Raw genomic sequence first — 12,507 nt, 5'->3', positions numbered from 1 at the left:
CGAGCTGCAAGACTTGCGGGCATGAACTTCCGCGCGACCACCCACCACCCGGCCCTGATCCTCGACGACGTCCGGGGCGCGCAGAAAATGCTGGACGGGGTGGCCCGGATGACCGCGCTGGAGGGAAGCCGCCATCTGACCGAGCTGGTCGGCGCCCCGGTCCACCTCAAGTGCGAGAACCTCCAGCGCACCGGCTCCTTCAAACTGCGCGGCGCCTACGTCCGGATCTCCGGCCTCACCCCGGTGGAGCGGGCGGCCGGGGTGGTCGCCGCCAGCGCCGGGAACCACGCCCAGGGCGTCGCGCTCGCCTCGTCCCTCCTCGGCGTACGCTCCACGGTCTTCATGCCCGTCGGGGCGCCCCTGCCCAAGGTCGCCGCGACCCGGGAGTACGGGGCCGAGGTGCGGCTGCACGGCCAGGTCGTCGACGAGACCCTCGCCGCCGCCCAGCGGTACGCGGAGGAGACCGGCGCGGTCTTCATCCACCCCTTCGACCACCCCGACATCATCGCGGGCCAGGGCACCGTCGGCCTGGAGATCCTGGAGCAGTGCCCGGAGGTCCGCACGATCGTCCTCGGCATCGGCGGCGGCGGGTTCGCCGCGGGCGTCGCCGTCGCGGTGAAGGCCCTGCGCCCCGACGTCCGGATCGTCGGTGTCCAGGCCGAGGGCGCCGCCTGCTACCCGCCCTCGCTCGCCGCCGGATACCCCGTCTCGCTGGACGCCCCGGCCACGATGGCCGACGGCATCAAGGTGGGCCGCCCCGGCGACGTACCGTTCGCCCTGGTCGAGGAGCTGGTCGACGAGGTCCGCACGGTCACCGAGGACGAGCTGTCCAGTGCGCTGCTGCTCTGCCTGGAGCGGGCCAAGCTGGTCGTCGAGCCCGCCGGGGCCAGCCCGGTGGCCGCGCTGCTCAGCGACCCGAAGGCGTTCCGCGGGCCGGTGGTGGCCGTGCTCTCCGGCGGCAACGTCGACCCGCTCCTGATGCAGCGCATCCTGCGGCACGGGATGTCCGCGGCGGGTCGCTACCTCAGCCTGCGGCTGCGGCTCACCGACCGCCCCGGAGCGCTGGCGGCCCTGCTGGCCACGCTGACCGTCGCCGACGCCAACGTCCTCGACATCAGCCATGTGCGCACCGACCCGCGCCTCGGGCTGACCGAGGCGGAGGTCGACCTGTATCTGGAGACGAAGGGCCCGCAGCACTGCGCGGACGTCGAGGAGACCCTGCGCGCGGAGGGCTACCGGGTCATCGGCTGACCGTCCGCTTCGCGTCGCTTGGCCGGATCTCGGCATTCAGCGCGCGGCGACGCCCCGGGAATCCTAGGATCGCCGAACAAGCGCCGAGTGAGCCGCGTACGGGTGCAGTCGTCCACGAGTGACGGGGGAGTCTCTCCATGCCAGGTGCGATCCACGCCGAGGGTCTGGTGAAGACCTTCGGTGACGTCCGAGCCCTGGGCGGCGTCGATCTCGACGTCCCCGAGGGCACCGTCCTCGGACTGCTCGGGCCCAACGGCGCGGGCAAGACCACCGCCGTACGGGTGCTGACCACGCTGCTGCGCCCGGACAGCGGCACGGCGACCGTGGCCGGGATCGACGTACTGAAGAAGCCCAACGAGGTACGCCGCTCGATCGGGCTCTCCGGGCAGTTCGCCGCCGTCGACGAGTATCTGACCGGCCGGGAGAACCTCCAGATGGTCGGGCAGCTCTACCAGCTGAGCGCCCGGGACGCGAAGGCCCGCGCGGGCGTCCTGCTCGACCGGTTTAACCTCGGCGACGCCGCCGACCGCACCGCCAAGACGTACTCCGGCGGTATGCGCCGCCGCCTCGACCTCGCGGCGGCGCTCGTCGTGTCGCCGCCCGTGATGTTCATGGACGAGCCGACGACCGGCCTCGACCCGCGCAACCGGCAGCAGCTCTGGGACGTGATCGAGGACCTGGTGGCGGGCGGTACGACCCTGCTGCTGACCACGCAGTATCTGGAGGAGGCCGACCGCCTCGCGAACGACATCTGCGTCATCGACCACGGCAAGGTCATCGCCCGCGGCACCTCCGACGAGCTCAAGGCCCGCACCGGCGGCGAGCGCGTCGAGGTCGTCGTGCACCGCCCCGACGAGATCGAGCGCGCCCGATCCGTCCTGACCTCCCTCGGCAAGGGCGAGGTCACCGTCGTCCAGCTCTCCCGCAAGCTGACCGCCCCGGTCAGCGGCGGGGCCAAGCTGCTGGCCGAGATCATCCGCGACCTGGACGCCCAGGGCGTGGAGATCGACGACATCGCCCTGCGCAGGCCCACCCTCGACGACGTCTTCCTCTCCCTCACCGGCCACGCGGCCGAGGCGAACCAGAACGAGGAAGAGGACTCCCGGAGCAAGGAGGACACCCGGTGAGCGCGATCGCCAAGGACGCCCCCACGCTGGTACCCCGCCCCTCCGGAGGCGTCACGCAGTCCGTGAAGGACTCCCTCGTCGTCGCCAAGCGGAACCTGATCCGGATGACCCGGATCCCGGAGATGGTGATCTTCGGACTGATCCAGCCGATCATGTTCGTGGTGCTGTTCACCTACGTCTTCGGCGGCTCGATCAGCATCGGCGGCTCCACCGACCCGCAGTTGTACAAGGAGTTCCTGATGGCGGGCATCTTCGCCCAGACCGTCACCTTCGCCACCGCGGGCGCCGGCGCGGGCATCGCCGACGACATGCACAAGGGGCTCATCGACCGCTTCCGGTCGCTGCCGATGGCCCGGGGCGCGGTCCTCACCGGGCGGACGCTCGCCGACCTCGTCCAGACCACCCTCACCCTCGTCGTCCTCGCGGGGGTCGCCCTGCTGGTGGGCTGGCGCACCCACGAGAACATCGGCAAGGTCATCTGCGGCTTCCTGCTGCTGCTCCTGCTCGGCTACGCGTTCTCCTGGATCGGCGCGCTGATCGGCCTGTCCGTGCGCACCCCGGAGGCGGCCACCTCCGGCGGGCTGATCTGGCTGTTCCCGCTGACGTTCATCTCGAACGCCTTCGTCCCGGTCACCGGCATGCCGACGTTCCTCCAGCACGTCGCCGAGTGGAACCCCTTCAGCGCCACGGTGGCGGGGGCCCGCGAGCTGTTCGGCAACACGATGCCCGGCGTGCCGAAGTCCGTGACCGGGGCCTGGCCGATGGAGCACCCGATCATCGCCTCGATCATCTGGTCGGTGCTGATCATCGTGGTCTTCCGCACGCTCGCGGTCCGCAAGTACCGCTCGGCCGCCACCTGAGCCACCGAGGACCGGCCCATGACGCGGGAGCCCCGGCCTTCATCAAGAAGGCCGGGGCTCCCGTGTCGTGTATGCGTCGTGGCGGGCCGGACGTCAGCCCGTGTAGGGCTTCGCCGCCAGGATCTTCACCGAGGCGGTCCTGCCGTTCGGCAGCTCGTAGTCCGCGTCGTCGCCGGTCCGCTTGCCGTTCACACCGAGGCCGAGCGGGGACTGCGGGGAGTACGTCTCGATCTCCGTGCTGGCGTACTCACGGGAGGCGAGCAGGAAGGTCAGCGTGTCGTCCTCGTCGCCGTCGAAGGCGATCGTGACGACCATGCCGGGCTCGACCACGCCGTCGTCGGCCGGGGCCTCGCCGACCTTCGCGTGCTCCAGGAGCTGGGTCAGCTGGCGGACCCGGAGCTCCATCTTGCCCTGCTCCTCCTTGGCCGCGTGGTACCCGCCGTTCTCCCGGAGGTCACCCTCCTCACGGGCCGCCGCGATCTTGACGGCGATCTCCGTGCGCGCGGGACCAGACAGGTACTCCAGCTCGGCCTTGAGCTGGTTGTACGCCTCCTGCGTGAGCCAGGTGACGTTTTCGCTGGTCTGGGTCACAGGTGCTCCTCGTCGGTACTGGGAAGTGCTGGGAATGCTGGGAAGTGTCGGGAATACAAAGCATCGCCCTACCCAGAAGCATGTGCCTCTGCGAGTGGGCGAAACCACGAGCCTAACAATTCCGCAGGAAAAGGGGGAGAAGGTAAACCGTCACACGCCAGGACCGCCCGCCGCGCCCCGTATCGTCGCAGGTCGGAGCCGGTGTGCCCGGATCAGCCGCGCGGGCCGTCGTCGGCCGTGCAGCCCATCGGCTCGACCGCGGTCGCCCGGGACCGGGTCACCACGGTCACGACCTCGTCGATCCGGTCCTCGGCCCGGTCGAACCGGACCTCCTTGCGGCCCACCTCGGAGCCGTCCTCGCTGAGCGCCCGCACCACGCAGTAGCCGTGGCCCTCGCGGTCCTTGCGGACCTCCAGGTGGACGTCGGCCCGGGTGTCGGAGACGACCTTGAACTTGATCATCTCGCCGCTGATGCCCTGGTTGCCCACGTAGTCGTAGCCGATCCACCCGATCACACCGAGCAGGGCGACGCCCAGGACCGATCCGACGATCTTCAGCTTGCGGTCCGCACGCTGGTCCTCGGTCCGGCCGTACCGCCCCTCGGGCGCAGCCTCGCGAACCGTCGTCATGATCGTTCCCTCCGGACCGGGCATCGAGGAATTTTCCGGCCCCTCGTTCAGTCACTATAGAAGCCGCACCCCCGTCACCCGATCGCGCCCCACACCGACCGGATGGACCAGAGCGACCGATGATCGACCAGAGCGACCAATGACTGAGGATCGAGCTTTGACTGAGCAGCTGCGACTGATGGCCGTTCACGCCCACCCCGACGACGAGTCGAGCAAGGGCGCGGCCACCATGGCCAAGTACGTGTCCGAGGGGGTGGACGTGCTGGTCGTGACCTGCACGGGGGGCGAGCGCGGCTCCATCCTCAACCCGAAGCTCCAGGGCGACGCGTACATCGAGAAGAACATCCACGAGGTCCGCAAGAAGGAGATGGACGAGGCCCGGGAGATCCTGGGCGTCCAACAGGAGTGGCTCGGCTTCGTCGACTCGGGGCTGCCCGAGGGCGACCCGCTGCCGCCGCTGCCCGAGGGCTGCTTCGCCCTGGAGGACCCGGAGCTCGCGGCGGGGCGCTTGGTGGCGAAGATCCGCGCGTTCCGGCCGCAGGTCATCACCACGTACGACGAGAACGGCGGCTACCCGCACCCCGACCACATCATGACGCACACGATCTCGATGATCGCGTTCGACGGTGCGGCCGACGCGGAGCGCTTCCCCGAGGACGAGTTCGGCCCGGTCTGGACGCCGCGGAAGCTCTACTACAACCAGGGCTTCAACCGGCCGCGCACCGTCGCCCTGCACGAGGCGCTCCTCGCCCGTGGCATGGAGTCCCCGTACGGGGAGTGGCTGGAGCGGTGGAAGGAGTTCGAGCGCGTCGAGCGCACCCTGACCACGCACATCCCCTGCGACGAGTTCTTCGAGATCCGCGACAAGGCGCTGATCGCCCACGCCACGCAGATCGATCCCGAGGGCGGCTGGTTCCGGGTCCCGATGGACGTCCAGCGCGAGGTCTGGCCGACCGAGGAGTACGAGCTGGCGAAGTCTCTGGTCGATACCTCCCTCCCCGAGAGCGACCTCTTCGCGGGCATCCGCGACAATGCCTGATATGTACGCGACCCAGGCACTGACGCACCTCGTCCCGCTCGCCGCCGAAGAGCTCGACAAGAACAAGGTCACCCCCGGCGTCCTCGGCTTCCTCGTCTTCGCCGCGCTCGCCGTCGGCGTGTGGGCCCTGATGAAGTCGATGAACCGCCACATGGGCCGGGTGAACTTCGAGGAGGCCCCCGACCCGGACGCGGCGGCGGCCGAGCCCGTCGGCGACCAGGGCAAGGCGGCCTCGCCCGGCAAGTAGCGCGCCGAGTTCGCGCGTACGGAGCCGATCTCGCGCGTACGGAAACGGGAAGGGCGTCCGGCGGGTTGCCGGACGCCTCGTTCCCGTTCGCGCCGCTCACCCGCTCACGGCCTCGCCGGCTCCACCGCCACGCCCATGATCTGGCCGGCCCCGCGGGTCGGGGTCAGCCCCAGCCGCCATGCCTGCCAGCCGTCCTCCAGGTCGACGCCCCGCTCCAGCGCCACCGCGAACGCCGCCGCCGACTGCTCCAGCTTGGCGTCCCGTGCCGGATGCCGGGCTCCGGCCAGCTCGGCCAGCTCCTGCTGGGCGACCACCGTGCCCACCTCGCTGCCCCCGGGCGAGGCGTACGGCAGCAGCGTGCAGCGCAGGAAGCGGGCCCAGTCGCCGCCCCGCGCGTCCCCGTACGAGGCGAACAGCTCCGCCGCCTGACCGCACAGCTCCAGCGCCTGCGGGGCCCGCCCGTTGCCCGCGTCGATCAACGCCAGCTCCACGCACGCCCACGCCTCGCCGTACGGCACCTTGATCCGCCGGAAATCGGCCCGGGCGTCCATCAGCAGCTGCCGGGCGAACCCCGAATTGCGGAGGTTGCCCGTCTGCGCGGCCCGCTGGTCCCGGGTCACCCGGCCCGAGTGGTGCCGGGCGCACGCGAGCCCGTACACGTCCCGCATCCGGGAGAACATCGTGCGGGCCCGCTCCAGCTCCCGTACCGCCTGATCGGTGTCGCCGTCCTCCTCCAGCGCCTGACCGAGGTAGTACAGGGTCCACGCCTCACCGCGCGCGTCCTCGTTGTCCCGGTGCCGGGCCAGGGCGTCCCGCAGCTGCTCCAGCGCGGCGGCCGGGTCCTCGTCCAGCAGCCGGGCCCGGGCCAGCTGGGTGATCGCCCACGCCTCACCGCGCCCGTCGCGGGTGCGCCCGTACAGCTCCAGGGCGGTGCTCAGCGCCTCCTCGGCCGCCGCCACCTCGCCGGTGCGCAGCCGCACCTGGCCCAGCTGGAACTGCGTCCACGCCTCGCCGTGCAGCGACTCGCCCTCCCGGTGCAGCCGCAGCGCGTCGGCCAGCAGCGCCAGCGCCCTCGGCAGGTCGCCCCGGTCGCGCTCCACGGCTGCCAGCGCGTGCAGGGTCCAGGCCCGGTCCTCGGCCTGCGCCTCGGACGACTGGAGGTCCAGCGCCTCGCCGAGCCGGGCCGCGGCCTCGGTCAGATTGCCCTGGTGGTGCAGGGTGATGCCGAGCGAGCACAGCGCCAGCGCCTCGCCCGCGTCGTTCTGCGCCTCGTGGTAGAGGCCGACGACGGAGGACAGGGTGGTGCGAGCCTTGTCCAGCTCGCCGAGCTGCCGGGCCGCGATGCCCGTACGCCACTGCACCGAGCGCTCCAGCAGCCCCTGGTCCACGGCCTGGGTCAGCTCGCTGATCTCGCCGAGCCGGTACAGGTCGCCGCGCAGCAGGCAGTAGTCGCACAGGGCGCCCAGCAGATGCAGCACCGTGGCCTGGTCGACGCCTTCCGCGTGCCGCAGCGCGGAGGTGATGAAGCTCGACTCGTCGTCCAGCCAGCGCAGCGCCGAGTCCAGCGAACCGAAGCCGTGCGAGCCGAACTGTCCGGCGCGGGTCGACATCTTCCCGTCGACCATCCGGATCACCGCGTCGGCCAGCTCCGCGTAGTTCGTCAGCAGCCGCTCCTGGGCGGCCGTCCGCTCGGCCGGCTCCTCCTCGTCCAGCAGCCGGGCCAGCGCGAAGGCCCGCACCAGGTCGTGCAGCCGGTAGCGCGAACCCCGTACACGGGTGAGCAGCCCGGCCCGCGCCAGCACGGTGAGCAGCCGGTCCGCCTCCTGCTCGTCCGCCGCCAGCAGCGCGGCGGCCGCCGCAGCGCCGAGGCTCGCCCGGCCCGCCAGCGCGAGCCGCCGCAGCAGCTGGCGGGCCTGATCGCCCTGGTCGGTGTAGCGCAGCCACAGCGCCCGCTCGACCGGGTCCACCGGCCCGTAGGCTCCCAGGTCCTCCGCCAGCGTGTGGCGGCTACGGGCCCCGAGCGCGGAACCGGCCACCCGCAGCGCCAGCGGCAGCCCGCCGCACAGCTCCACGATCGCGTCCGTCGACGGGTAGTCGTACGGTCCGGCCTCCTCTTCCCCGGCGATCTCCCGCAGCAGCTCCTCCGCGCCCGCCGCGTCCAGCGCGCCGACCGGCAGGTGGTGCACCCAGGCCGCCAGGTCCTCGGACAGCTCCAGCGGCTCCCGGGCGGTGACGATCACCAGGCTGTCCGAGCGCTCCGGCACCAGGGTGCGCACCTGACCGGCGTCCGTCGCGTCGTCGAGCACGATGGTGACCGGCGTCCCCGTCAGGTGCTGGTGGTACAGCTCGGAGAGCCGCCGCACCTGCTGCTCCGCCGACGAGCCCTCCCGGAACAGCAGTTGCTCGCGCGGCGCGCCCAGTCGGTTCAGCAGATGGAGCAGTGCGTCCCGGGTCGGCAGCGGGTTCTCCCCGGCGACCTGGCCGCGCAGATCGACCACACACGCCCCCCGGAACTGGTCCTTGAGCGTGTGGGCCGCCCGCACCGCGAGCGCGGTCCGCCCCGACCCCGGGGCGCCGTGCAGCACGACCACGGTCGGCCGGGTCTGCGTGGAGGCGCGGGCCGCGTGCACCCACCGGGCGATCTGCGCCAGCTCGGTCCGCCGCCCGCTGAACGGCCCGTCGGCCTGCGGGAGATGGCCGAACGACTGCTCCAGCACCACCCGGGTGCGGGCCGCCGCGCTGCGGTCGCCGCCGCGCAACTGCTTGACCACCGGGGCGGTCTGCTTCTTCGGGGTGCGCTTGGCGGGGTTGAGCATCCGCTGCTGGTCCAGATACGGGCGGATGCCCCGTACCTCCAGGGCCGTCAGCCACTGGAGCCGCAACTGCTCGGCCCCGCCCGGCTGTCCGGCCGCCGCGGCCCGGCGGTGCGCGGCGGGCCAGTGCGAGGCGGTCACCTTCGCCACGGTCGTCGCCGTGCCGGCCACCGCGACGGCCGCGCCCGCGCCGAACGCCAGGCCGGTGTTCGCGCCGAGCGCCAGATCCGCGCCGAACGCGGCGGCCGCGGCAACTCCCGTCACCAGCAGGGGCGTTCCGAGCGTCGCTCTGCTGAAGCGCTCCGCCAGCGGCCGGTCGCCCGCCGCCGCCGAGTCCAGCGCCTGCGTGTACGCGGCGTACTCCTCGCCCGCGCTGGCGGCCATGGTGTCGAGCGCGGCCCGCGCCCGCGACATCAGCGCCCCGGCATCGGACCGCCCGCCGCTGCGCCGCGCCTCTTCCTCCACGGCCCGCACCAACAGCCTCTCGGCTTCCGCCCGATGGCTGTCCCGCATATGTGTCCCCCTCCGAGAGCTGCGCTCCGGACCTCGGGTTCCGGAGCGCCGGATCAAGCGTCGGATACCAAGCGTCGGGGTCAAGTGTCCTGCGTAGCGCGCTTCGGCGCGAGGGGCGCAGGGCAAGGGAGGGTCGAGGCGTGCTCCGGCCCGCTCACCCCTGCCGCTCCCCACCGGCCTCGTCCTCCACCGGCAGCCCCAGGACGAGCCGGACCTCCCACTCCTCCCCGGACGCGTCCTCGTCGCCGTCGTTCTTCCAGCGCTTGTCGAACTCCGCCAGGGTGGGGGCCCTCGACGCGGACCGGTGGACGCCGGACAGGGCGTCGAGCCGGTTCGCGAGCGCGACGACCTGGCTGTGTGCCCGTGCCGGGAGGCCGTCGACCGAGCGAAGCAGCTTCGCCGACTCCGCCTCGCCCCGCGCCATCCGGCCGGCCCACGCGGTGGCCGCGGCGAGGTCGGTGTCCACCTCGTCGCCGGGGGCACTGGACCAGGCTTCGGCCGAGGGCCGCATCGCCTTCAGGTACGCCAGTTGACCGGTGTCCCAGGCGCCGGGGTCCTGCCGCAACGAAGCCTCCGGCAGACCGGCCTCCGCGCCCAGCCAGCACCGCACGGTGCGGTCCCCGCCGGTCCCGCTGACCGACTCCGGGTAGTAGAAGGAAAATTCGACGTCCGGCAGGGTCCAGGTGTCCGGTGCGAAGTCGTGGAGCAGTGGGACGCATCCTTCGAAGGCCTGCGCGGCGATGGCCGCGGGGTCGGAGATGGCGTGGTCGCCCTTCAGCCGGAATGTTCCGTAGACCTGGGCCGGATGCGGGCCGTTGCACGGCACGATCTCGGCCGACGGGTCCGTCATCCGCTCGTCCTCGCCCTCCCGGGTGGAGAACAGCCCACCCGCCGGTACGAAGCAGTCCCCGGCCTTGAGGTCGAACAGCGTCCCCGTTCTCGGGTTCCGGGGGCCGAGGAGGCTCCCGCCCTCCTCCGCCCAGGCGTCCAGCCGCGCCCCACCGACGACCAGCAGCAGCACGCTCAGGGCCACCACGGTCCCGCCCACGGCCGTCCCGGCGATCGCGAGCCCCTTGCCGCGCCGGCCGCCGCGGGGGATCCGTACCAGTGCGACGACGCCGAGGACCAGCCCCAGCGGTGCGAGGCAGACGAGCGACGACAGTACGAGTGAGGCGACGGCGAGGCCGCTGAGCGGAGGCTGCGAGGCCCCGGCATCCCCTGGACCGTTCGGGCCCACCTCAGGGTACGAACAAGGCCCAGGAGGCATGGGGGAAGAAGGCGGCGGCACGGTCATCGTCCTGTGCCCTTTCGTCCGAGGTGAGCAGCGCAGGAGTCCGTGTGGGGCCGGGGTGCCGGAACGGTAGCACCACACGTGTCCGGGCCCATCGCCCGCCCACCCTGGTCCACCTGCGCGTTCCTCCGCCGCACGTGGCGGTCGGCTGCCGGCCCCGGTGCGGGACGATGGACCAGCCCCCGCCTCCCTGTTTCCCACCCCGCCCCGTGGCGCAGCCGCGTCGTTGGGGAGGGTGCGCGAGGATGGGGTGTATGGCCAACCGACTTGCGCAGACCACCTCCCCGTACCTCCTCCAGCACGCCGACAACCCCGTCGACTGGTGGCCCTGGTCGCCCGAGGCGTTCGAGGAGGCCAGGAAGCGGGATGTGCCCGTGCTGCTCAGCGTCGGGTACGCCAGCTGCCACTGGTGCCACGTCATGGCGCACGAGTCCTTCGAGGACGACGACACCGCCGCCTACCTCAACGCGCACTTCGTGCCCGTGAAGGTCGACCGGGAGGAGCGGCCCGATGTCGACGCCGTGTACATGGAGGCCGTTCAGGCGGCCACCGGGCACGGCGGGTGGCCGATGACCGTTTTCCTCACGCCGGACGCCGAACCGTTCTACTTCGGGACCTACTTCCCGCCCGAGCCCCGGCACGGCTCGCCCTCCTTCCAGCAGGTCCTGGAAGGGGTCACGACCGCCTGGACCGACCGGAGGGACGAGGTCGCCGAGGTGGCCGGGCGGATCGTGGCCGATCTGGCGGGGCGGTCGCTGGTCCACGGTGGGGACGGGGTGCCGGGGGAGTCCGAGGTGGCGCAGGCCCTGCTCGGGCTGACCCGGGAGTACGACGAGCAGCACGGCGGGTTCGGGGGCGCGCCCAAGTTCCCGCCGGCCATGGTCGTGGAGTTCCTGCTGCGGCATTACGCCCGGACCGGGGCCGAGGGAGCCCTCCAGATGGCCGCCGACACCTGTACGGCGATGGCCCGCGGCGGGATCTACGACCAGCTCGGCGGCGGGTTCGCGCGGTACTCCGTGGACCGGGAGTGGATCGTCCCGCACTTCGAGAAGATGCTCTACGACAACGCCCTGCTCTGCCGGGTGTACGCCCATCTCTGGCGGGCCACCGGGTCGGACGAAGCGCGCCGGATCGCCCTGGAGACCGCCGACTTCATGGTGCGGGAGCTGCGGACCGCCGAGGGCGGGTTCGCCTCCGCGCTGGACGCCGACAGCGAGGACGCGGAGGGCAAGCACGTCGAGGGGGCGTTCTACGTGTGGACGCCCGAGCAGTTGCGTGAGGTGCTCGGGGAGGACGATGCCGCCTTCGCCGCGGCTTGTTTCGGGGTGACCGAGGAAGGGACCTTCGAGGAGGGCGCCTCCGTGCTCCGGCTGCCGGGTGACACCGGGCCCGTGGACGCTGCCCGCGTCGCCGGCGTACGGGCCCGGCTGCTGGCCGCCCGTGACGAGCGGCCGCACCCGGGGCGGGACGACAAAGTTGTCGCCGCCTGGAACGGGCTCGCCATCGCCGCCCTCGCCGAGACGGGCGCCTTCTTCGACCGGCCCGACCTCGTGGAGCGGGCCACCGAGGCCGCCGATCTGCTCGTCCGGGTGCACCTGGGCGAGGTGGCCCGGCTGACCCGTACGTCCAAGGACGGGCGCGCCGGGGACAATGCCGGGGTGCTGGAGGACTACGGCGATGTCGCCGAGGGGTTCCTCGCGCTGGCCGCGGTGACGGGGGAGGGTGCCTGGCTGGAGTTCGCCGGGTTCCTGCTGGACATCGTGCTGGAGCAGTTCACCGGGGAGGGCGGTCAGCTGTACGACACCGCCCATGACGCCGAGCAGCTCATCCGGCGGCCCCAGGACCCGACCGACAGCGCCACCCCGTCCGGGTGGACGGCCGCCGCCGGGGCGCTGCTCTCGTACGCCGCGTACACCGGGTCCGAGGCCCACCGCACCGCCGCCGAGGGTGCGCTCGGCGTGGTGAAGGCCCTGGGCCCGCGCGTCCCCCGGTTCGTCGGCTGGGGGCTCGCCGTGGCCGAGGCGCTGCTCGACGGGCCCCGGGAGGTCGCCGTCGCGGGACCGGTCGGCGGTGAGCTGCACCGTACGGCGCTGCTGGGGCGGGCCCCGGGCGCGGTGGTCGCGGCGGGGAAGGGCCGGGGGTGAGC

9 protein-coding genes and 1 pseudogene are annotated in these 12,507 nt (G+C 72.5%); 6 read left to right on the top strand and 4 right to left on the bottom strand.

Features of this window, described 5'->3' with window-relative positions; all coding sequences use genetic code 11:
- Positions 1-21: 21 nt before the first annotated feature.
- From ilvA to D3105_RS03705, 3 genes are all read left to right on the top strand, one after another.
- Complete coding sequence (gene ilvA, locus D3105_RS03715; protein WP_118899951.1) at positions 22-1,251, top strand: threonine ammonia-lyase; 1,230 nt, start codon at positions 22-24, stop codon at positions 1,249-1,251.
- 137 nt (positions 1,252-1,388) lie between these two features.
- On the top strand, positions 1,389-2,378 hold the full coding sequence (locus tag D3105_RS03710) for an ATP-binding cassette domain-containing protein (protein WP_118899949.1): 990 nt from the start codon (positions 1,389-1,391) through the stop codon (positions 2,376-2,378).
- Positions 2,375-3,238: an ABC transporter permease gene (locus tag D3105_RS03705; RefSeq protein ID WP_118899947.1), complete on the top strand. Its 864-nt coding sequence runs from the start codon at positions 2,375-2,377 to the stop codon at positions 3,236-3,238. The genes D3105_RS03710 and D3105_RS03705 overlap by 4 nt, the downstream gene beginning before the upstream one ends.
- A 93-nt stretch (positions 3,239-3,331) precedes the next feature.
- Here the strand turns inward: D3105_RS03705 and greA are convergent, their stop codons facing one another.
- Positions 3,332-3,829 carry a transcription elongation factor GreA gene (gene greA / locus D3105_RS03700; RefSeq protein WP_006127137.1) on the bottom strand — a complete coding sequence of 166 codons (498 nt, stop codon included), beginning with the start codon at positions 3,827-3,829 and terminating at the stop codon, positions 3,332-3,334.
- Positions 3,830-4,041: 212 nt separating this feature from the next.
- Positions 4,042-4,458, bottom strand: a complete 417-nt coding sequence (locus D3105_RS03695) for a DUF4307 domain-containing protein (RefSeq protein WP_029182089.1) — start codon at positions 4,456-4,458, stop codon at positions 4,042-4,044.
- 157 nt (positions 4,459-4,615) lie between these two features.
- Between D3105_RS03695 and mca the strand changes: the two genes are divergently transcribed.
- Complete coding sequence (gene mca / locus D3105_RS03690) at positions 4,616-5,497, top strand: mycothiol conjugate amidase Mca (protein ID WP_006127139.1); 882 nt, start codon at positions 4,616-4,618, stop codon at positions 5,495-5,497.
- A gap of 1 nt (position 5,498) precedes the next feature.
- Positions 5,499-5,744, top strand: a complete 246-nt coding sequence (locus tag D3105_RS03685; RefSeq protein ID WP_118899945.1) for a hypothetical protein — start codon at positions 5,499-5,501, stop codon at positions 5,742-5,744.
- Between the two features lie 104 nt (positions 5,745-5,848).
- Here D3105_RS03685 and D3105_RS03680 read toward each other — a convergent pair whose 3' ends face one another.
- Positions 5,849-9,070 carry a tetratricopeptide repeat protein gene (locus D3105_RS03680; RefSeq protein ID WP_118899943.1) on the bottom strand — a complete coding sequence of 1,074 codons (3,222 nt, stop codon included), beginning with the start codon at positions 9,068-9,070 and terminating at the stop codon, positions 5,849-5,851.
- A 154-nt stretch (positions 9,071-9,224) separates the two neighbouring features.
- On the bottom strand, positions 9,225-10,307 hold the full coding sequence (locus tag D3105_RS03675) for a DUF4190 domain-containing protein (RefSeq protein WP_240646789.1): 1,083 nt from the start codon (positions 10,305-10,307) through the stop codon (positions 9,225-9,227).
- A gap of 308 nt (positions 10,308-10,615) precedes the next feature.
- Here D3105_RS03675 and D3105_RS03670 point away from each other — a divergent pair.
- Positions 10,616-12,496 (top strand): annotated as a pseudogene (locus D3105_RS03670) (thioredoxin domain-containing protein); the annotation flags it as partial.
- Positions 12,497-12,507 lie beyond the last annotated feature (11 nt).

The sequence above is a fragment of the Streptomyces globisporus genome, assembly GCF_003501885.1.
Classification (GTDB): domain Bacteria; phylum Actinomycetota; class Actinomycetes; order Streptomycetales; family Streptomycetaceae; genus Streptomyces; species Streptomyces globisporus_D.
Note: the sequence above shows the minus strand (reverse complement) of the source record. Positions and strands in the feature narration are given on the sequence as shown.

Bases quoted from the DNA above. Each gene is read 5' to 3' on its own strand.
- ilvA (WP_118899951.1), top strand. From the start codon at position 22: ATGAACTTCCGCGCGACCACCCACCACCCGGCCCTGATCCTCGACGAC.
- D3105_RS03710 (WP_118899949.1), top strand. From the start codon at position 1,389: ATGCCAGGTGCGATCCACGCCGAGGGTCTGGTGAAGACCTTCGGTGAC.
- D3105_RS03695 (WP_029182089.1), bottom strand. From the start codon at position 4,458: ATGACGACGGTTCGCGAGGCTGCGCCCGAGGGGCGGTACGGCCGGACC.
- D3105_RS03685 (WP_118899945.1), top strand. From the start codon at position 5,499: ATGTACGCGACCCAGGCACTGACGCACCTCGTCCCGCTCGCCGCCGAA.
- D3105_RS03680 (WP_118899943.1), bottom strand. From the start codon at position 9,070: ATGCGGGACAGCCATCGGGCGGAAGCCGAGAGGCTGTTGGTGCGGGCC.